Source organism: Vibrio phycocola (assembly GCF_054404255.1).
Genome location: NZ_JBTAMQ010000013.1, coordinates 112,246 through 132,652, shown reverse-complemented (window position 1 = coordinate 132,652; position 20,407 = coordinate 112,246). Strand labels below are relative to the sequence as shown.

20 protein-coding genes are annotated in these 20,407 nt (G+C 40.7%); 13 read left to right on the top strand and 7 right to left on the bottom strand.

Annotated elements, in window-relative coordinates:
* Positions 1-3 precede the first annotated feature (3 nt).
* From ACXJY6_RS16465 to hemN, 5 genes are all read left to right on the top strand, one after another.
* Positions 4-621, top strand: coding sequence for a c-type cytochrome (locus ACXJY6_RS16465; protein WP_456052207.1), 618 nt, complete (start codon positions 4-6; stop codon positions 619-621).
* A 152-nt stretch (positions 622-773) separates the two neighbouring features.
* Positions 774-1,412, top strand: a complete 639-nt coding sequence (locus tag ACXJY6_RS16460; protein ID WP_456052208.1) for a class I SAM-dependent methyltransferase — start codon at positions 774-776, stop codon at positions 1,410-1,412.
* Positions 1,412-1,984 (top strand): Der GTPase-activating protein YihI, encoded by a 573-nt coding sequence (gene yihI / locus ACXJY6_RS16455; protein WP_456052209.1) that lies wholly within the window; start codon positions 1,412-1,414, stop codon positions 1,982-1,984. Before ACXJY6_RS16460 ends, yihI begins: the two co-directional genes overlap by 1 nt.
* A gap of 6 nt (positions 1,985-1,990) precedes the next feature.
* Entirely contained in the window at positions 1,991-2,458 is a 468-nt protein-coding gene (locus ACXJY6_RS16450) for a DUF2489 domain-containing protein (RefSeq protein WP_456052210.1), read from the top strand.
* Between the two features lie 160 nt (positions 2,459-2,618).
* The gene (gene hemN / locus ACXJY6_RS16445) at positions 2,619-4,007 is read left to right on the top strand and encodes an oxygen-independent coproporphyrinogen III oxidase (protein ID WP_458768991.1); all 1,389 of its coding nucleotides are present in this window, start codon (positions 2,619-2,621) and stop codon (positions 4,005-4,007) included.
* A 96-nt stretch (positions 4,008-4,103) separates the two neighbouring features.
* Here the strand turns inward: hemN and ACXJY6_RS16440 are convergent, their stop codons facing one another.
* The 4 genes from ACXJY6_RS16440 to hemC are packed head-to-tail and all read right to left on the bottom strand — an operon-like array spanning position 4,104 to position 8,230.
* The gene (locus ACXJY6_RS16440) at positions 4,104-5,288 is read right to left on the bottom strand and encodes a heme biosynthesis HemY N-terminal domain-containing protein (protein ID WP_456052212.1); all 1,185 of its coding nucleotides are present in this window, start codon (positions 5,286-5,288) and stop codon (positions 4,104-4,106) included.
* Complete coding sequence (locus tag ACXJY6_RS16435) at positions 5,288-6,526, bottom strand: uroporphyrinogen-III C-methyltransferase (protein WP_458768990.1); 1,239 nt, start codon at positions 6,524-6,526, stop codon at positions 5,288-5,290. The genes ACXJY6_RS16440 and ACXJY6_RS16435 overlap by 1 nt, the downstream gene beginning before the upstream one ends.
* Positions 6,523-7,281 carry a uroporphyrinogen-III synthase gene (locus ACXJY6_RS16430; RefSeq protein ID WP_456052214.1) on the bottom strand — a complete coding sequence of 253 codons (759 nt, stop codon included), beginning with the start codon at positions 7,279-7,281 and terminating at the stop codon, positions 6,523-6,525. The genes ACXJY6_RS16435 and ACXJY6_RS16430 overlap by 4 nt, the downstream gene beginning before the upstream one ends.
* 4 nt (positions 7,282-7,285) lie before the next feature.
* The gene (hemC, locus tag ACXJY6_RS16425) at positions 7,286-8,230 is read right to left on the bottom strand and encodes a hydroxymethylbilane synthase (RefSeq protein WP_458768989.1); all 945 of its coding nucleotides are present in this window, start codon (positions 8,228-8,230) and stop codon (positions 7,286-7,288) included.
* Between the two features lie 351 nt (positions 8,231-8,581).
* Between hemC and ACXJY6_RS16420 the strand changes: the two genes are divergently transcribed.
* Complete coding sequence (locus ACXJY6_RS16420; RefSeq protein WP_458768988.1) at positions 8,582-11,113, top strand: class I adenylate cyclase; 2,532 nt, start codon at positions 8,582-8,584, stop codon at positions 11,111-11,113.
* Between the two features lie 74 nt (positions 11,114-11,187).
* Here the strand turns inward: ACXJY6_RS16420 and cyaY are convergent, their stop codons facing one another.
* A complete protein-coding gene (gene cyaY / locus ACXJY6_RS16415) occupies positions 11,188-11,502 on the bottom strand; it encodes an iron donor protein CyaY (protein WP_456052217.1) in 315 nt (104 codons plus the stop codon).
* Between the two features lie 74 nt (positions 11,503-11,576).
* Here cyaY and lptM point away from each other — a divergent pair, with 74 nt between their 5' ends.
* The 7 genes from lptM (at position 11,577) to ACXJY6_RS16380 (ending at position 18,734) form a co-directional block, all read left to right on the top strand.
* The gene (lptM, locus tag ACXJY6_RS16410; protein WP_456052218.1) at positions 11,577-11,696 is read left to right on the top strand and encodes an LPS translocon maturation chaperone LptM; all 120 of its coding nucleotides are present in this window, start codon (positions 11,577-11,579) and stop codon (positions 11,694-11,696) included.
* 27 nt (positions 11,697-11,723) lie between these two features.
* Positions 11,724-12,977, top strand: coding sequence for a diaminopimelate decarboxylase (gene lysA / locus ACXJY6_RS16405; RefSeq protein WP_458768987.1), 1,254 nt, complete (start codon positions 11,724-11,726; stop codon positions 12,975-12,977).
* A 9-nt stretch (positions 12,978-12,986) separates the two neighbouring features.
* The gene (gene dapF, locus ACXJY6_RS16400) at positions 12,987-13,817 is read left to right on the top strand and encodes a diaminopimelate epimerase (RefSeq protein ID WP_456052354.1); all 831 of its coding nucleotides are present in this window, start codon (positions 12,987-12,989) and stop codon (positions 13,815-13,817) included.
* A gap of 11 nt (positions 13,818-13,828) precedes the next feature.
* The gene (locus ACXJY6_RS16395) at positions 13,829-14,500 is read left to right on the top strand and encodes a DUF484 family protein (RefSeq protein WP_456052220.1); all 672 of its coding nucleotides are present in this window, start codon (positions 13,829-13,831) and stop codon (positions 14,498-14,500) included.
* Between the two features lie 2 nt (positions 14,501-14,502).
* A complete protein-coding gene (gene xerC, locus ACXJY6_RS16390; RefSeq protein WP_458768986.1) occupies positions 14,503-15,438 on the top strand; it encodes a tyrosine recombinase XerC in 936 nt (311 codons plus the stop codon).
* Positions 15,438-16,154 carry a 5-amino-6-(5-phospho-D-ribitylamino)uracil phosphatase YigB gene (yigB, locus tag ACXJY6_RS16385; RefSeq protein WP_456052222.1) on the top strand — a complete coding sequence of 239 codons (717 nt, stop codon included), beginning with the start codon at positions 15,438-15,440 and terminating at the stop codon, positions 16,152-16,154. Before xerC ends, yigB begins: the two co-directional genes overlap by 1 nt.
* 84 nt (positions 16,155-16,238) lie before the next feature.
* Positions 16,239-18,734: a bifunctional diguanylate cyclase/phosphodiesterase gene (locus tag ACXJY6_RS16380; RefSeq protein WP_458768985.1), complete on the top strand. Its 2,496-nt coding sequence runs from the start codon at positions 16,239-16,241 to the stop codon at positions 18,732-18,734.
* On the opposite strand, the gene ACXJY6_RS16375 is transcribed toward ACXJY6_RS16380, so the two are convergent.
* Positions 18,723-19,331, bottom strand: a complete 609-nt coding sequence (locus ACXJY6_RS16375; RefSeq protein ID WP_458768984.1) for a tRNA-uridine aminocarboxypropyltransferase — start codon at positions 19,329-19,331, stop codon at positions 18,723-18,725. The two genes, ACXJY6_RS16380 and ACXJY6_RS16375, sit on opposite strands and share 12 nt — an antisense overlap.
* A complete protein-coding gene (locus ACXJY6_RS16370; protein WP_456052225.1) occupies positions 19,328-20,347 on the bottom strand; it encodes a COG3650 family protein in 1,020 nt (339 codons plus the stop codon). The genes ACXJY6_RS16375 and ACXJY6_RS16370 overlap by 4 nt, the downstream gene beginning before the upstream one ends.
* Positions 20,348-20,407: the final 60 nt, after the last annotated feature.

Genomic DNA, 20,407 nt, shown 5'->3' with positions numbered 1-20,407 from the left:
GTCATGAAGAAATTAGTACTCATCTTAGGTCTTTTAGCCAGTTGCTCTGCTTGGTCTCAAGGTAGCGTAGAAGCTGGTAAGGCCAAATCACAAACGTGTATTGCCTGTCATGGTGCCGATGGCAACAGTACGATAACTAACTACCCCAAGTTGGCTGGTCAGCACGAAGCCTATCTTAAGAAACAATTAGAAGATCTAAAACTCGGTATGAGTAGCAATGGGGCACAAGGTCGTTTAGATCCTGTAATGAGCGCGATGGCATTGCCTTTAAGCGATCAAGATATGGCAGATCTAGCGGCGTATTATGCATCATTACCGATGTCAGAAAACGCGACACCTGAAGATGTAGTCGATAAAGGTAAGGCTTTATATTCTGCTGGGGACTCAGATCGAGGCTTGACTGCGTGTATTGCGTGTCATGGCCCACGTGGCTTTGGTACAGAATTGTCAGGTTTTCCTAAAATTGCTGGTCAGCAAGCTGATTATGTTAAACTTCAATTACAGAAGTTTCGTGATGGCACGCGGACAAATGATTTGAATGGAATGATGGGAGATATCGCTAAAAAGTTAACTGATGAAGACATTGAAATTCTGTCTAAATACGTTGGTGGGCTTCACTAGTTAAATCTACTGTTGTTTATTGATATTAAAATGGCTCGGGTGGAATGCTCGGGCCATTTTTGTGGCTAAATTTTGGGTAAAATAGTACTTTTGTTCTCCACTCTAGTGGCTGTTTCTGGTATCTTGCGCATCCCTATTATCAGGAGATGATTATGCAGCGATGTTCGTTGTGCCACCAATCTCTAGGTGAAGTTTACCACCGAGACAAACGGCGACAATACTTACAGTGTCCTACATGCAGTTTGGTTTGGGTAGATGTCAACGACCGCTTGGATGCAGAAGCAGAAAAAGCGATGTATGATTTGCATGAGAATAATCCTGCTGATGAGGGATATCGCCGGTTTCTATCTCGCTTTGCAACCCCAATGTTAGAGAAACTTTCGGCAAACAGTTATGGGATTGACTTTGGTTGTGGTCCTGGCCCAACACTATCAGGAATGATGGAAGAGCATGGTCATAACGTCGCATTGTACGATATATTCTATTATCCTGACGAAGCGGTATTGCAAGATCAGTATGACTTTGTAATGGCAACTGAAGTGATAGAACATTTACATCACCCTGATAAAGTATGGCAGCAATGGCTGTCTATGCTTAAGGTGGGTGGTTGGCTTGGTGTAATGACCAAGCAAGTTATAGATAAAGACGCCTTTGTTCATTGGCATTATAAGAATGATCTCACGCACGTTAGTTTTTTTAGTCGAAGTACGTTCAACTACTTAGCTAAGCGAGATAATTTAGCCATTGAATTTGTGGGAAATGATGTAGTTTTACTGAGGAAACTCCAGTAATGAGTCGAAATAAAAAAGTAAGATCCACCGGAATTGATGATGTTATTGTGATTCGTCAGCGTTCAGAAAGTGATGTTGAAGGACGCTTGCGAAAAAAATCTAAAAAACGTAAGGGATTAAAGTCTGGTGCCAGACATTCCTTAACGGATGATAACTTGGGAAAAGCATCGAAGAGCGGGAATCGCGATCCTAGGCTAGGCAGTAAAAAGAAAATTCCTTTGATTGTTGAGCCAAAGAAAAAGCCCACTAAAGCCGAGCGTTTAGTTTTAGCAGAACAGGAGTTGGCTCAAATTGAGAGTGATGCTCAATTTAATGTGTTACTTGCTCGTCTAGATAATGGCGAGAAGTTAGGTGTAGGTTTGCAAACTTATGTCGACCAGCGCCTAGACCGTATTGAAGCCTTAATGAAAATATTGGGTATTGATATGGATGAAGAGGTTCAGCTTGAAGATGAAGATGAACAAATGGAAGCTCCAATTGTTGCTAAAGAGCGGAGTAAATCTTTGAAACGTGATGATGATGATCTGTTATCTGATTTTGAAGACACCAACTTGGATGAATGGAAAGGGTAATTGGATATGAGTCTTTCTCTGTTGGTTATTGTTGGAGGCTGTATTGTAATTTGCCTTGCGTGCTATGCAGGTTACCTTCTTTTACAGCTCAAAAAGCAAAAAGAAGAACAGCAGAAACTGCACGAACAAGCGATAGAAAAACGGAATGCGAATATTTTTGAACATGTTTCTACTTTGTCCTTGGTTGGTATTCAAGGTCAGTGTGATTTGTCGGAGATTTGTATTCGGGTATACTGCATTATGGAGTATCTACAGGGCCCGCAGAGAATCAAGCTAGAGAACGCTTATCCTTCCATTGTCGAGTTATATAATGTTGTAAAAGACATGCCTCGAGGTGAGGAGCGTAGCAAGCTTCCAAAGAAGACTCGCATGGAACAAAATTTAGTTCGTATGAAAGCAGAAACTCGCTTATCTGCTGCTATTATAGAAGAACTAAAAGATCTTCACCAGCAAGTACAATCTTCTAATAACTAAATTAGTACTGATTCAGTGTGGGGATAAAGTCGCACTTCAATCAGTGATCTTGGTGGCAATTTACTATATTTATTACTCATTTGTGTTTTGTCATTCATCGAATTCTCACGTGATTGTGGCAAAATAACCTTCGTGCTCCGTATACAGGGATAAAACTATAATGAATGGATCTGAGGCCAATCGTCAGCAAATTGTTTGGGATCAGCAGATGTTGGATAAGTATAACTATTCGGGCCCCCGTTATACTTCTTATCCAACTGCGATAGAATTTCATGAAGCCTTCACTATTGCTGAATTTGATATGGCATGTGCCAAGTATCCGGACCGTCCTTTATCGTTGTATATTCATATTCCATTCTGCCATAAGCTTTGTTACTACTGTGGCTGTAATAAAGTTATCACTCGGCATTTGCATAAAGCCGATGAATATCTCGATATTCTAGAGGTAGAGATCCAACAACGAGCTTCTTTAATGCAAGGAAGACGTGTGAGTCAGTTGCATTTTGGAGGAGGGACGCCAACTTTCCTTTCTAAATCTCAACTTAGTCGTTTAATGACCTTGCTTCGTGACGAGTTTACATTTGAGTCGGAAGCAGAAATTAGTATAGAGATAGACCCACGAGAAATTGAGCTCGATATTCTTGACCACCTAAAAGGTGAAGGATTTAATCGTGTAAGTATTGGTGTTCAGGATTTTGATAAAGAAGTACAACAACTGGTCAATCGTGAGCAAGACGAAGATTTTATTGTTGCTTTGGTGGAACGCGCAAAACAGCTCGGTTACCGCTCAACCAACTTAGATTTAATCTATGGTTTGCCTAAACAAACCTTGTCTTCATTTAAATATACCTTAGAGAAAGTCATCGAGATGCAACCTGAGCGTCTCTCGGTATTTAACTATGCCCACATGCCACAATTGTTTTCTGCACAGCGAAAGATTAAAGATGCTGATTTACCAAAGGCAGAAGAGAAGATGGAGATCCTACAGGCAACCATCAAGATGTTAACGTTGGCGAAATATCAGTTTATTGGTATGGATCATTTTGCGTTGCCAAATGATGAATTAGCAGTTGCTCAGCGAAAAGGCGTGTTGCATCGAAACTTTCAAGGTTATACAACTCAGGGAGAGTGTGATTTGATCGGGTTTGGTGTTTCAGCCATTTCTATGGTTGGAAATGTATATGCGCAAAACCAGAAAGATCTCAAAACGTATTACGCTAAAGTGAATGAGCAACGTCATGCTCTTTGGAAAGGGGTTTCTCTAGATAAAGATGACTTGGTGCGTCGAGACGTTATTAAAGAATTAATGTGCAACTTTTCGTTAGATAAGCAGAAAATTGAAGCGAAATATAATCTCGATTTTAACCAGTATTTTAATCAAGATATGGAGTTATTAACGAGTTTTGTTGCCGATGATCTTGTTCGAGTCGATAGCTCGTCAATTGAAGTAACGGCAAGAGGCCGTTTGTTGATTCGAAATATTGCTATGTGTTTTGATAGCTATTTACGTTCTAGGGCAAAGCATCAACAGTTTTCTCGTGTGATATAGGGTTTCTGTTGGAGTTAAGAGAGCGATATCTAATTGAGTAGATAATAAAAAACCAGCGATTACGCTGGTTTTTTGGTTAAGGCTAATGGAAGTAGACTACTCTGATGGGCTTATTAACGCCAACGCTTTGCGGCTAACATCACTTGCAGCTAATGCCATATCTTGTTTTTCCAATACTTCTGCAAGATAACTATAATCAGCAACATTACTACGCATAGCTAACGCAGCCTCAAAATGCTTCTGAGCTTCAGGAAGCATATCCTTTTTCATATAGAGTCTTGCAAGAGCACTATGGGCTTCTGCGTTGTTACTATTTTTATTTACTGCAGTTTCGAGTAAGACAACAGCAGGGTGCATGTCCGGTAAATCTAGCTCAGTCACTAAACTATAAAGATCGGCTGATGGGTTCTTCTTGAGTTTTTCTTTCAAGAACGTGAAGGCATCAGTATCTGCATTTGCCCCAATTAATGCCTGTATAAACACGACAATAATTTTGCTGTTGTTTTTCGCAGCTTTCGGTAATTGACTCCAGCGATCAAGTATTACGTCGCGTTCTTTGGTTTCAGCAGCCTGCTGCATAAAGCCGATTTGAGCTTGTTCCATTAGCTTTTCAAATTGGCTAAGAGAGAGCAGTTTGTTGCGCTTTAAGCGTGGTAATAACTCCATCAGAGGAGCCCATTGCCCTAACTGTAGATAACATTGCTTGAGCATATTAAGCAAGCGAGGGTTATTTGGGTATGGCTGAGAGAGCTTGGTTAAAATGGCTACAGCATTGTCAAATGCCCCTTCATGGATCTGTTGCTTAGCCTTAGTCAGCTCAACTGCCAACATAGAGTTACTTTGCTCAGATGCAAGTTTCAGGTAGTGATCTCGTTTTTCTCTATCACCCATTTCTTCAGCAGCTTCAGAAGCAACAAGGTAGCAAAGTAGAGGCATATCGTGATGATTCGCCCAACGAGTAACTTTTTTCTCAGCTAATTTCCAATCACCTTCTACTAACTTGATTATCCCTTCATTAGTAAAGCGACGAGAGCGTCTAAGTTTACGAACGGTAAACCAATTCCAAGTATTGGACGTGATACTGAAAATTTTCTTGAGAATTATCTCGATAACAAAAAATGCAGCAAAAAATGCAGCGATAAAGACCACCATTGTGGTGACGCTCATCTCTAACGTTTTATTTGCGATAGAAATGAGGACATAACCTTGTTGCCCTGTGAATTGGGTACCGACATACAGCCCCAATCCAAGAAGAACAAAAAGTATCATCAGTTTTAGCATCAGTTGTCCTCCTTGATTAAGCTTGTGACTTCACGGCGTAATCGCTCATTAATTACGTCTGAAAGGAGGGATTGAGTTTCAAGCTTAACTGGGTAATCAACTTGGATTGTTTGCTCTGATAGTTCAGTAATCATTTGATCAAAGTCAGTAACATCTTTGCTTTCGACGCTGAAATAGTCTTTGGACCAAGTTAGCGTTGTTTTTAGCGCAGTTACGTAAAGCTCTTGTTGCTCGTCGTATACCGCTTTAATCGCTGAAGATAGCTGTGATTTCACATTTTCACGTAAATAGAAATGTTGCTCTGGAGTGAGAAGAGGAGTGACATTGCCATCTCGAGAACGGAATGTGATGAAGTTATCAGAGAAACTTTTCAGTGAAGTGAGTAGGTTGTCTTTCCAATTGTTTATATCGTTAGATACTTCGGCTTTTTCTGCATCGGGTGCATTTGGTAAAATTGCATTTGCCAATGGAAGACTGTCGACTTTATCTTGAAGAGTGGTCAAGCGAAGTACTAATCCCGCTGTATCGACAAGAGGAACCGCTTTTAATGTGGTAATGTCGTTTGCCATAGCTTTACGCAAAGGGACTAGACTTGGGTCATTCAGTGCAGCGATGCGTTGATCGGCACTTTCCATTAAGTGTGTTGCGGTTACGACATCACGCTCTAAGAATAGTTTACGTCCGGTCAGCTTAACTAAATAGTCGGCTTCGGCAAGGAGCCAATCGTTAGTACGACGACCTTTTAATTCAGCAAAAGCGCGCTGTAAACTTTCTAAGCTCTTTTGATGTTGTGCAAGCTCGACTTCTGAGCGGCGTTCGACATCAGCGGCTTTCTTTTCAGCGGCTAGCGCTTTCTTTTCAGCCTCTTCAGCTTTATCTTGCGATGAGCTTAATTGAGAGTTGGATTGGCTGAGTTTGGCTTCTAGAGATTTAACGGTATTATTCACCGATCCCATTGTTGCCTGATAATCTTGGGTCATTTTATAGGCGTAACCTGCCGCACCACCACTAAGTATGATAGCAATAATGATAGCAACAGTGCCGTACTTAGCACCACGTTTAGCTTGCTTTTCAAGAGCGGCAAAATCTTGCGCTTTATCGTTAGCAGGCTTTACTGGTTCTGCGGTTTTTTTGGATGACGGCTGGGCTGATTTAGACTCAGTTGGCTTGGAGCTCACGTCGACCTTTTTCTGGTTATCTTCCGTTTCAACTTCAGGTTTATTATTTTTACTGGTCATTGGGTCTTCCTGTCATTTCTTGGCTGGAGTGCAGCCACTAAATCTGAATTACTGGCGCTTCCGACAGCAATCGTATTCCTAAATCCCGTGCTTTGAGCTAAACGAGCGATACGTCCGCTAGGCACATAAATTGAGAGAGAGAACAACCAGTGGTGATAACAAACTGGAAGTTGAGATACTAATAACTCAAGTTGTTCATAACTGGTAACGATAATACTGTCTATTTGTCTATCTTGCCACAATGTAACATTGGATTTTGCATAAAAAGCACGAGGTACTCTTTGATATACTTCGCGATAAATGACATTGGCACCGCGATCACGTAGTGTTTCTGCGAGTAACTCTCTGCCTCCATTCCCGCGAAGGATTGCAATATTTAACCCTGATACTGCTGCAAGACTGATTTCTTCAAGTAAATGTTCACTATCACTCACTTGAGGATAGTTTACTTGTTGTTGACTTAATTTGCTCAACAGTTGAGCTGTTTTTTGACCAATGGCGAAATATCGCGTATCGATTGGCCAACTTTGATTGTTCTTTCTCAACAATTGGTCACAAAACTGAACCGCATATTGACTAACAGCAATTACAATATCGACTTTATCGTTATTTGGCTCAAGATGAAACAAAGGCTGATTGATTTCTGTCGCCACTAAGTCGAGCATGGGATGCAAAATACAATTTATCCCATGTTTGCTTAAGCTTTGACATAGTGCTTTACCTTGTTCTTCGGGACGAATAACTAAGACATTCATTGAATTAGTGTTTTTCTTCATCACTATAAAGGCGATCGAGTATTTCTTTTGCTCCTTGATCAAGCAGTTTATTCGCTAGTTCAATACCTAATGCTTCGGCTTCTTGGCGTGGTCCTATAATATCGTTACTCACAATTTTTGTACCGTCGGGTTCACCAACGAGTGCTCGTAACCATATTTGATCGCCTTGAAGCACTGAATAACTCCCAATTGGAACCTGGCAACCACCTTGAAGGGTATTATTCATTGCTCTTTCACAAAAGACTCTATCGGCAGTATCTTGATGGTGTAAAGGTGCTAAAAGTTTATGTAAACGATCATCATCCAAACGACATTCTATTCCGACGGCACCTTGGCCAACTGCTGGAAGTGATTGCTCTGGTTCGATAAAGCTTGCAATACGATGCTCTAGTTCAAGGCGTTTAAGGCCCGCTGCTGCAAGGATAATGGCATCGTAGTTGCCTGCGTCGAGTTTACCTAAGCGTGTCCCAACATTGCCTCGCAAATCTTTTATAATGATATCTGGGCGATCGGCTTTTATTTGACATTGACGACGTAGACTACACGTTCCTACTATCGCTCCTTGAGGAAGTTGCTCTAACGATATGTACTTATTCGAAACAAAAGCATCTCGAGGGTCTTCGCGCTCACAGATTGTCGTTAAACCTAACCCTTCTGGAAATTCTACTGGTACGTCTTTCATTGAATGAACGGCTAGGTCTGCTTTATCTTCAAGCATTGCAGTTTCGAGTTCTTTTACGAATAACCCTTTACCACCTACTTTCGCGAGTGGAGTATCGAGAATAATGTCACCTTTCGTGACAAATGTAACCAGTTCGACTTCAAGCCCTGGGTGAGCTTCTTCAAGCGCATCTTTTACAAAATGAGCTTGCCATAATGCGAGTGGACTTTTACGAGTAGCGATGCGAATTGGTTTATTAATTGTCATAAGGGCCTACAGCTGAATAAATGATATGTGTCATCCTAACATTCTTGAACAACAAAGCAGAAGTTTGACGTGCAACCTCTCGCTTAATGAGATAAATGTAACGGGTCTATTTAAAATTATGTGAAATAGATCGTATTTATATACTAGGCTTATGATTATTAAGCTAAGGGATTTATGACACTATACTGGCGTCATTATTTATTGTTAATTAAATCCTAATATGTAGGAATGTTGGTTAGGTATGAACTTTACCAATCGAGCTAAAAGTGTTACATTGATCACGTTTTTAGGCCGAGTTGGCCATGCTCTAGATCATTGATGTTGAGTTAAGTTAATTCTGGGAAATATCGCTTGCTGGCTTACACGAATCTATTAATTCAGAGACTGGATAATCTCAATGAGCAACGCACTCAACGTGCGCTAGCTCTAATGGATTTACAAAGCCAACATGTCTTTCATCTTATCCCCGTCCTTTTTCAATTTAATCACCCATTGATTCCTGGTTACCACAACGACAGTACGCCTTCAGGTGTATGGGGTTTCGAACCAAATGGGTCACAACTTAAGTTTATTCATAATACTGAGATCACGTTAGGGAAGAAGCTCCCGAAAATCACAGAACCTCAGATACTCGCACTTTATACCATGGGAAGTACCTCTTCGATTGGTCAAAGCACGTCGAGTGATATCGATGTTTGGGTCTGTGTTTCATCCTTAATGAGTGAAAAAGAACGTGAACAATTAGGTTATAAATGCCAAAAGGTTACAGATTGGGCAAAAAGTCTCGGCGTTGAAGCTAACTTTTTTGTGATGGATGAGAAGCGCTTTCGTTCAAATTGTTCAGATGAACTGTCGGGTGATAACTGTGGTTCATCATTGCACCTACTCTTATTAGACGAGTTCTATCGTTCAGCAGTTTTACTTGCTGGTAAGCGATTATTATGGCAAATCGTTCCTCCAGAGATGGAGGATTGTTATGACGAATATGTCTCTCGTCTATGCCAAGAGTCATTTATTAATTGTGATGATTGGATTGATTTTGGTCGTTTAAATCATATTCCTGCAGAAGAGTATTTTGGTGCCAATTTATGGCAGCTATATAAGAGTATCGATGCGCCTTATAAATCAGTGCTAAAGGCAATCTTACTTGAAGCTTATACTTGGGAGTACCCCAATACTCAGCTTCTAAGCATTGAAACAAAGCGTCGTTTCTTTATGCATGACTCCGACCTTACGGGGATGGATGCGTATTCTCTAATGTTAGAAAAAGTGACGAATTATCTCGAATCTATTGGCGATCATTCTCGTCTCGAATTAGTACGTCGTTGCTTTTATCTTAAAACACATGAAAAGTTGTCTCGTCAACCTGGATTGGGCTCTGTAGCATGGCGTCGTAGAGTGCTTGAGAGTTTAGTTGGTCAATGGCAATGGAAAAGCGACATTGTCGAAGAATTGGATAACCGCCGTAATTGGAAGGTTGGCCAAGTGAAGGTTATGCATAGTGGTTTACTTGATGCATTAATGCTGAGTTATCGTAATCTGATTCACTTTGCGCGCCGGAACCAGATTACGTCATCGATCAGTCCAGAAGATATTTCAGTATTGGCCAGAAAGTTATATGCCGCATTTGAAGTTCTCCCGAGTAAAGTCACATTGCTCAATCCTCAAATCTCCCCCGATTTACATGAACCTGATCTAACCTTTATCGAAGTACGTCCTGGGCGAACTAACCCTCATGGGTGGTATCTTTATAAGCAGCCCATTTCAGCCGAACGGATGTTTGGTCAGCGCTATTTAGAACATAACGAATATTTGAGTAAGCTCGTTGCTTGGGCCTTTTTTAATGGGTTGATCACAGAATCGACCCGTTTGCATTCTGTTGTTCGGGATGCACAATTAGATATCGATAAGTTTTACCAAATGGTAGGGGATTTACGTAATACCTTTTCATTACATAAACACCGCCCAACGATGCAAGCATTGGCCAGTCCATGTGAGATTAATCAGCTTGCGATGTTTATCAATTTTGAAACCGACCCTACGATTGAGCTGTCAGGTCGGTCACTAAAAGTTGATTTGAAAAATATTGATATCCTAAGTTATGGCGAAGAAAAACAGTGCTTAGTGACAAGCATTGATCTCGTTTATCGTAACTCTTGGCAAGAAGTACGCTCACTTCACTTTAAAGGTGAAACTGCAATGCTTGAGGCATTGAAAACAGTGTTGAGTAAGATGCACCAAGATGCATTACCACCCGATTCGGTTGATGTGTTTTGCTACAGTAAAAATCTACGTGGTGTGATGCGAAATGCGGTATATCAGTTATTGGCTGAGTGTATTGATTTGCGCTTGCGACCAATGGAGCCAGAAAAGCGACGTCGATTTAAAGCTGTGAGAATTGGTGACCAGATGCATGGTCTCTTTTTTGAGCGCCGTGGTGTGTCTGTTAAGAAATTAGAAAATTCGATCGACTTTTACAGCAGTATTTCTACGAGTAAGCTTAAAGGCTCTCCATTGCTGATGCTAGACAGTGATCAAGAATATCCGTTACCTGACGTCATTGATGGGTTTGCGAGTGAAGGGTTGGTTCAGTTCTTCTTTGAAGATACCGATACTGGCTTTAATATTTATGTTTTGGATGAGAGTAACCGAGTAGAGGTATACCACCAATATAGTGGGACGAAAGATGAAATGATCCATAGTGTGAATGGATTTTATACGTCTTTAAAAGATGATAATAAAGTATCCTCAAAATTTATTAATTTTAATTTACCTCAGTATTACCAAATCATTCATCCTGAAAGTGAACCAAGCTATATTCTACCTTACCGCAGCAATATGCTTCCCACATCTCGCCTTAGTTCGGTGGTAAATGGCTCTTAATTTTTGAGTGCAGAACATACCATAGAAAAAAGGAGCGATGCTCTACGCTCCTTTTTCATGTTTATTTCCTAGAGTTAACACCAGTCTATTGATTCACCTGCATGTTTTTCACATTCACCTTTAACAAATTCAATTAATTCAGCGCCGGTTTTAGAGCAAATCCACTGCTCATCAATGCGCTTAAAGTGAAAGCCACCCGATCGAGAAGCTAGCCAAATTTCGTGCATAGGCTCTTGGCGATTAATAACGATTTGGCTTCGATCTTCAAACTCGAGATTCATTACATTCCCAAGGCTTTCATAATCGATATCAGCACCTGAATCATCGATTAATTCTTCAATTTTTTCTAATTCAACATCTACGAGTTGATGAAATTCAGTATCGTTCATTTCATTGTCCTATTGCTTTTCTGGCTTGTGGTGCGATTATAGGGGGCATTGAATCAATAATCACGAATTGGAAAATGAAAAAAGCCATCGCAGCATGTTTTTTATTGAGCCTATTAGGGCTAACTGGGTGTGGTCAAAGCGGTCCATTGACTATACCTCAAGAGTCCGCACCGCAACATGAAGAACAACAATAAATATTAAAGATTTTTAAGGAAAAGGTTTTGGATTACTTCAATTATCAAGATGATGGCCAACTTTGGGCTGAAGATGTCAACCTAACGCAATTGGCGAGTCAATTTGGTACACCACTTTACGTGTATTCTCGAGCGACAATAGAACGTCACTGGAAAGCGTTTGATAATGCCGTTGGTGAGCATCCTCATTTAGTGTGTTATGCCGTTAAAGCGAACTCCAATTTAGGCGTGTTAAGCGCCCTAGCTCGTTTAGGTTCAGGGTTTGATATTGTATCTGCAGGTGAACTTGAACGTGTTATTGCGGCGGGTGGTAATCCGTCAAAAATCGTATTTTCTGGTGTCGGTAAAACCGAGCAAGAAATGCAACGAGCACTAAGTTTGAAGATTAAATGCTTCAATGTAGAATCTGAGCCGGAATTGTTGCGTCTAAATAAAGTTGCGCAAGAGATGGGCGTGAAAGCACCAATATCTCTACGAATTAACCCTGATGTTGATGCACAAACGCACCCTTATATTTCGACTGGGTTGCGAGATAATAAATTTGGCATTGCGTTTGATCGTGCTCCAGAGGTATATCAATTTGCCAATTCTTTAGAGCACTTAGAGGTTCACGGTATTGATTGTCATATCGGTTCTCAATTGACCAACATTGAACCGTTTATTGATGCAACAGACCGCCTTCTAAAGTTGATTGATGATTTAGGCGAGCAGGGCATTCAAATTAAACACCTTGATGTTGGTGGTGGCTTAGGCGTGGTTTACGATAATGAACAGCCTCCAGAGCCTGCAGAATATGCCAAAGCACTACTCTCTCGTTTAGATAACCATAAGCATTTAGAATTGGTGTTTGAGCCAGGGCGAGCCATTGCAGCTAATGCTGGGATCTTACTGACAAAAGTTGAGTTTCTTAAACCTACTGAGCATAAGAACTTTGCCATTATTGATGCCGCAATGAATGATCTGATGCGTCCCTCACTTTATCAAGCATGGCAGAATATTATACCGGTAGTACCTCGTGAAGGTGAGGCTATGGTATACGATTTAGTCGGTCCAATTTGTGAAACTGGAGACTTCATCGGTAAAGATCGTTCTCTCGTATTGGAAGAAGGTGATTTACTCGCGGTTCGATCTGCTGGCGCATATGGGTTTGCTATGTCGTCAAACTATAATACTCGAGCTCGTGCAGCAGAGATTATGGTTGATGGTGATACCGTTCATCTTGTACGCAAGCGCGAAGAACTCTCTAGCCTATGGGCTCTTGAAAACGTATTACCGGAGTAAATGACGTTTATGCATTTCCATTTTTCTAAAATGCACGGGTTGGGTAATGACTTTATGGTTGTTGATTGCATTACCCAAAATATATTTTTTTCTCCCGAGTTAATTCGTCGCTTGGCGAATCGTCATACCGGAGTGGGTTTTGATCAGCTTCTTGTGGTTGAAGCGCCTTATGATCCCGATAGTGATTTCCATTATCGTATATTTAATTCAGATGGCAGCGAAGTCGAGCAGTGTGGCAATGGCGCACGCTGTTTTGCTCGTTTTGTTCGAATGAAAGGCTTGACCAATAAATACAGTATTGGCGTCAGTACCAAGAAAGGCAAAATGGTGCTGAAAATTGAAAATGATGATCAAATTACCGTCAATATGGGCGTACCTGAACTTGAGCCAAACAAAATTCCTTTCAAAGCGAAGCAAACCGAGAAAACGTATATTTTGCGAGTGGGGGATAGTACGTTATTTTGTGGCGCAGTTAGCATGGGAAATCCGCATGTTGTGACGGTGGTGGATAATACAGAAACTGCCGATGTGGAAACATTAGGCCCATTACTTGAATCTCATGAGCGCTTTCCTGAGCGAGTCAATGCCGGCTTTATGCAAGTGAAGAGTCGCAAGCACGTTAAACTTCGTGTTTACGAACGTGGGGCTGGCGAAACTCAAGCTTGTGGCAGTGGTGCATGTGCGGCTGTTGCAGTGGGTATTATTCAAGGTTTACTCGATGAAAGTGTAAATGTTGACCTACATGGCGGTTCATTGAAAATACAATGGAAAGGACCGGGTAAACCACTGTATATGACAGGGCCAGCAACGCATGTTTTTGATGGACAAATATCTTGTTAAAAAGGGATCTCGTGCAAAGTACCGAAGTAAATGAATTAACCGCTGAATTGGTTGCCGATTATCTGAGGGATAATCCGAATTTCTTTTTAACTCATCCTGAATTGGTAGAGAGAATTCAATTACCTCACCACCAAGCTGGAACCGTATCTTTGGTACAAATCCAGTTAACTCGTCAGCGCCAAAAAATAGAAGAACTTGAAGAAGAGATCACTGCACTAATGTCTCTTGGTGCGAATAACGATCGTACTTTCCATGAATTTGTGGAACTGCAGCAACAGATGTTCAAGTGTCGTTCGCTTTATCAAGTTATTAAAGCCATTGAAGAGAAAGCATTAAGTTTAAACTTGAAAGCTCATATACGCTTCATGGAATCTAAAGAAAGTAAGTACTTACTTGATAAAGAGTATTGGCAACGTTTTAAGACTAACCACTTAAACGGAAAACAAGCGTATTTAGGCAGAATGCGTCAAGCTGACCGTCATGGCCTATTTGGAGAAAATTCTCTGATGCCTGAAATGGGTTCCTATGTTGTATTGCCGATTAAAAGCGGTTTAGTCGAAGGGTTTTTAGCCTATTCAAGTGAGGATGGTGGTCATTTTCAGCCTTGCATGGATATCTTGTTTCTGCGTCACCTTGTCAGTATTTTTTCTTACTTGATAGAAACCTTACCCTGGGATGAGTAGTTATGGAGGAATCCACTCTCTTTGACTTACCTGACTCATTAACTCAACCACTTCAATCCTTTCTCGATTATCTTTGCCATGAGAAAGGGTTAAGTGCTCATACTCAAAAAAACTACTGTCAGCAATTAACTACGATGGCCATACATTTAGACTCGATGGGCGTAGATTCATGGCAAAAAGTTGATGCAGCTTGGGTTCGCCAACTCGTAAGTAAAGGCATGAGAGAGGGTATGAAAGCAAGTAGTTTAGCGACTCGCTTGTCTTCACTACGAAGTTTCTTTGATTTCCTTATCTTGCGTGGAATATTGAGCGCAAATCCTGCTAAAGGCGTATCAGCACCGAAAAAACAGCGACCTCTACCGAAAAATATCGAAGTCGATGAATTGAATCAGTTGCTCGAAATGAATGACTCAGACCCTTTATCTATTCGGGATCGAGCTATAATGGAGATGCTATACGGTGCTGGATTGCGCCTGGCAGAGTTAGTGGATATTAATGTTAAAGATATCGACTTACGCTCAGGAGAGTTACGTGTTATCGGTAAAGGCTCGAAAGAGCGTAAAGTGCCATTTTCGGGTCAGGCGAAAGATTGGGTGAGTAAATGGTTACATGTGCGCGGTGAGTTGGCGAATACCGATGAAGTCGCTCTTTTTGTTTCACAACGTGGTACTCGAATCTCACATCGAAATGTTCAAAAACGGATGGAGCAATGGGGGCAGAAGCAAGCGATCGCAAGTCATGTCAGCCCACATAAACTGCGTCATTCTTTCGCTACTCATATTCTCGAATCAAGTAATAACCTAAGAGCTGTGCAAGAGTTGTTGGGGCATGAAAATATATCGACCACACAGATATATACGCATCTTGATTTTCAACACTTAGCTCAAGTGTACGACCAATCGCATCCACGAGCGAAAAAACGTCGTAAGGAAAAGTAATGCGCTGTTATCGTTCGTTGCCGACTATCAAAGCTATGACCTTCGATCTCGATGATACCTTGTATGATAATCATCCAGTCATCGCGAACTTAGAGGAGAAGGTCTTGCAGTGGATGAGGCAAAATTATCCAATAACACAGGAGTGTTCTCGTCAATGGTGGTTTGAGATAAAGCAGAGAGTTATCGCTCAGAATCCCAACTTGAAACACGATGTAACAGAATGGCGGCGTGAGCAGATTCGACTAGGCTTAGTGCTTTTGGGTTACGATGATCCTAAAGCTAAACATGCTGCCGACCACACTATTATCGAGGTCTTGCGCTTGCGTAATTGTATCGATGTTCCACATGAAACTTACCGAGTGCTCTCTATTTTATCTCAACATATTCCATTAATTGCGATTACGAATGGCAATGTGGATCCAAGCCGAATTGGATTATCGGACTATTTTCAAATGGTCTTAAAAGCAGGTCCCGATGGACGTGCAAAGCCTAACTCAGATATGTTTCAAGCCGCACAAGCGAAACTAAACATACCAGCCAGCTCTATTTTGCATATTGGTGATCATCCGATAACCGATGTATATGGGGCTTGGGATAATGGTTTTTCTTCCTGTTGGTTTAATGATAAATCCCTAACCATACGCCATTCTATAAAATTCAAAACCTTACCTGATTTAGAAATTGATCAGTTGGCGGATCTCATAACTTTAGTCTAGAGTTGTAGAATAATAATCTCATATGTTTTTTTCTCGTCAGTGTTAGGCACTTGATACGTTAGTTGAAGTATCAAACTGGAAATTATGGAAACTCAATCATTTATCGTTGAAAATTGCGAGTCGTTGGAACTTAAGCTTCAATCTCTAGATAAGTTTGAGGGGGCAAGTGTATTGATCCAATTGTTCTCGGATAGCGAACAGGATCTCGTTGGCGCACTTGCAAAGATCCTTTTGCGATCGTTTCCCCATGCCACATTAATTGGTATGAGCAGCGAGCAATTGATTGAACATGGTGACATCGTTGAGCATCATTCTCTGATAGTGATTACTGCTTTTTCACAAACACAGTTAAGTAGCGTTGTCGTTCCTTATACTGCAAGTCCTATCCAGGCAAACGTCACACAGCTTGAATCATTAAACATCACTCCAGATACCAAAGCAGCAGTTTGTTTTGCCGATCGCTTTGAACATGCTGAACCTCACGATATTCAATCTATGTTTGACCTCCCTATCGATTTCCCGATAGCCGGTGGGGCATCCTGTAATACCGAACACGGTCAGTGGGTACTGTTGGGTGAAAAGCTTTATCAAAGCGCATTTGTAGCAGTTGCGTTTCATGGTAGCGAATTATATGTCGATGTAGGTGGATTTACTGAATGGTATCCATTAGGTGAATCGTTTGTTGTGACGAAGACGGATGGTTGTGTTGTCGAAAAGATTGATAATTTACCTGTGAGAGAGCTTTATGATCGATATCTTGGTGATAATGATGAATTTCCATTTGAGCTTATCAAAAATTTTCCATTTATTATCGGTGAAGAACAAAATCAAGATGTTTACGCCCCAATAAAAAATATGGGGAGTGAAGGGATATTATTTGATAAAGAAATCCCAGAGGGGGCGAAAGTACGGTTTTGTTATAATCATCCATCCCTTTCCTTGGATAAAATACAAATTTATTCTCAGAAGCTTATTCAGCGCTCTCCAGAATCGATATTTATCTATAATTGCTTCTCTCGATTAAGCTTTATGGAGGGCAATTCAGAATTAATTCCTATGCAGAATGTGGCCAATACTTATGGCACTTACTGTATGGGGGAATTTTGTCGGCTGGATGGTAAGCAAAGGGTTTTACATCATAGTTTGACTTTTATCGCGATGAGAGAAAAAGAGAGTTCAACTTTAACTAATCATCACCATAGTAAACTCCCGATAAGTTACGCGAAATCAGTATCCCCACTGTTTAGCTTGATTAAAAATTCCTTTTTAGATTTGGATATACGAAATCAATCGATGGCAGAGCAGATTCAGCAGCAAACCGATATGCTGACACAAAGCTATCGTATTGATCATCATACTGGTTTACCTAATCGAGTAGCATTGCATCAACGATTAGAGAGTATCGAAGACAACCAACACCTATTGACGTTAAAAGTGACAGGCTTTAGCCGTATTAATGAAAAGTATGGCTATAAAGTTGGCGATAAACTGCTCCTTGATATCAGCGAATATTTCAAAAGTTATATTAAGCAAAAAGAGTATTCGACTTTTGAAGTCTTTTCGATTGGTGTAGGTGAGTGGGCATTTATCTTTACCACAGATTTAGATGACGCATATGTACAGTTAAATTTTTCTGAGTTCACCGATGCACTAGAGAATGTGAATTTTGAACCATTTGGTTTACCTGATGTGGATTATCTGTCGGTTTCGGTAAATGGTGGGTTAGTGAGTCGACGTGACTTCCCTGCACAACCTGTTGAGGATTTATTACTGAGATCAGTAGAGGCACGACGCTATGCTGACCAGAACAATAAACGATTTTACAACGCAAATGAATTAATTGAGCGAGATGAGAAACGCCTTGAGCAATTAAGTTGGCTGTCATTCGTGAGTCGAGCCATTCTTGACGACAATATTGTTCCTTTTGCACAACCTATATTCGATGCTTCCGACCATTCAATTGCGTCATATGAATGCTTAGTGAGAATTCAAGATGGAAGCAGTATTATCGAACCTGGTCAGTTTTTGCCCATTATCGAAGGTACTCATTTGTATACTCGCTTGAGTCGACAGATGGTAACCAAAACCTTTGAAATTATGAAAAATCGCTCTGAGTCATTTTCGATTAACCTCGCGCCTCAGGATTTCATGAGTGAATATACTTTGGAACATTTAGAGCAAGCGATCAAGCAGATTGATGACCCAACTCGCGTAGGCATCGAAGTGTTGGAAACGGAGCAAATTAAAGACTATTCTCGTATGATCGATGTATGTAATCAGCTGCGAGCCTTAGGTGCTAGAATTATCATTGATGACTTCGGGAGTGGTTATTCGAATATTGATGAGATTATTAAACTAGAGCCTCAAGTGATAAAAATTGATGGCAGCTTGATTAAAGATATCGACTCCAATTTGAAGCAGCGTCATATTACTCAACAGTTAATAACATTGTGTCATGTATTAAACGCTAAAACCGTGGCGGAGTTTGTTCACAATGGAGAAATCTGCCGTATTGTTGAAAATATGGGCGTTGACTATATTCAAGGGTATCACCTTGGAAAACCCAGCTTACTTAAATAGAGGTTTATTTTTAAGCGCGTGACCACTTTTATCTGCTAAATAACTGTTCATCATAAAATGAAAAAAACTCTCCAGCTGTTTACTATTTTCTGTTTCCTTTAACGCTGAGAGCAGTTCTATCGCAACTTCTAATGTGCATAGGCTATCGCTTTGTTGGTTTTTCCTCAGTTGGTAGTGAGAGGATTGACTAGGGCAGAATGAAACCCGCTGAATATTATCAAGCCATGGACTTTTTCGTTCCATCTTCTTTGCCTCTTGCCATGTTCCATCAAGCAATAAAAAGTGCGGAGTCAGTTGGCATTCTTGAGCTCTTTTTAAAGCCAAACCCAATGGTTGACTCATTTGGTTGGGAAATAGCAAAAGCGGTACTTGATGAGGTTGTTCAAGACGATCTATCAAATCTGGGATTTTTTCAGTGCGCTTCCATTGATAGCGCTGACAATCTGGCAGTGAATTAACAAGCCATTTACCGGTATTGGTTTCTCGTTCAAACTCTTTCTCATGAGTTATCAGTGACAGTGTTAAGCTACTTTTTAGTCGTGGTATTTTGTCACAAATACATTGAAATTTTAGTCCGCATTTCGAGCAAGGAATCATGGTTCGACTTTAAATAATTGCATCCCACCGTTTCCAATGGGATAGAGCTGCTGACCAATTTTCTCCTGATCGGTTTTTATACCACCGTCAATTCGATCAAATATTCGTCGAGAAACTAAATACTGTCCTTGGTTTTGAGTCATAACGACTTCGATTTGAGTAGCATTCAGTATTTGCCAATAACCACGCTCGACGATTTCACTTTGGGTTCGATTGTCAAAGTATCGAGTAATGGCTTCGTGAGTGTTGCCTAGAGTCAGTTTTATGTTTAATGCTTGATTATTCAGGCTCTGTGCCTGGTATTCACCTTCCCATCCGTCCAAAGCATCAAAGCTACTGACACGAGCACATCCTTTATAGCGAATTGAATTGCTTTTTGCTGAAGCTACCCAACCATATAAGTGACCATCTTCTTGCAATTGACAGAGTGAAGGACTGAGGATGACAGAGCTCTCTAAACCATAGTAACGTACTTGCTGCTTGAACTGTTCTTTACGTGTTATAGCGACATTGTATTGCCCAGGAACAAATACCATTTCTTGATTTTCGATCGATACTAGCCATTTTGGTGAATGACCTAGTGCTTGAGTTGGGTGTGGAGGTTGACTACAGCTCAAAACAGCATCGTCTGCAACAAAGTTAATCTGTTTGACCACGAGTTGAGCACGATAGTCGGCATTAAATCCAGATCGACTTGGAACATCTAGGTAACCAATGAGTTCTCCATACAATTCTTGATAAGGATAATGAGTTTGATCGGCAAGCGTCTCTTTTAACTGTGGTGAAAGTGTTAGTGTGTATTGATCATTTGTGCCACACGGAATAAAGGAATTGGTCTCTCCTCCAATAATCATTTTTCCACGGAATACGATATTGCGATAGTCGATAGAATCAGGGATCGCCAGGTTGGCGAGTTTTGGGTCATTCGCTTTTGAAGATGACTGATTAGAGCTAGAGCAGGCAACTAAAAACATCGTGCAGATTAATGGAAGCAATGTGCGAAAAAATCGTATCATCTTAAAAAGTCTCAGATAGGGTAGAATCGTAGTAATAACCACGTATTAAATTAATTATAA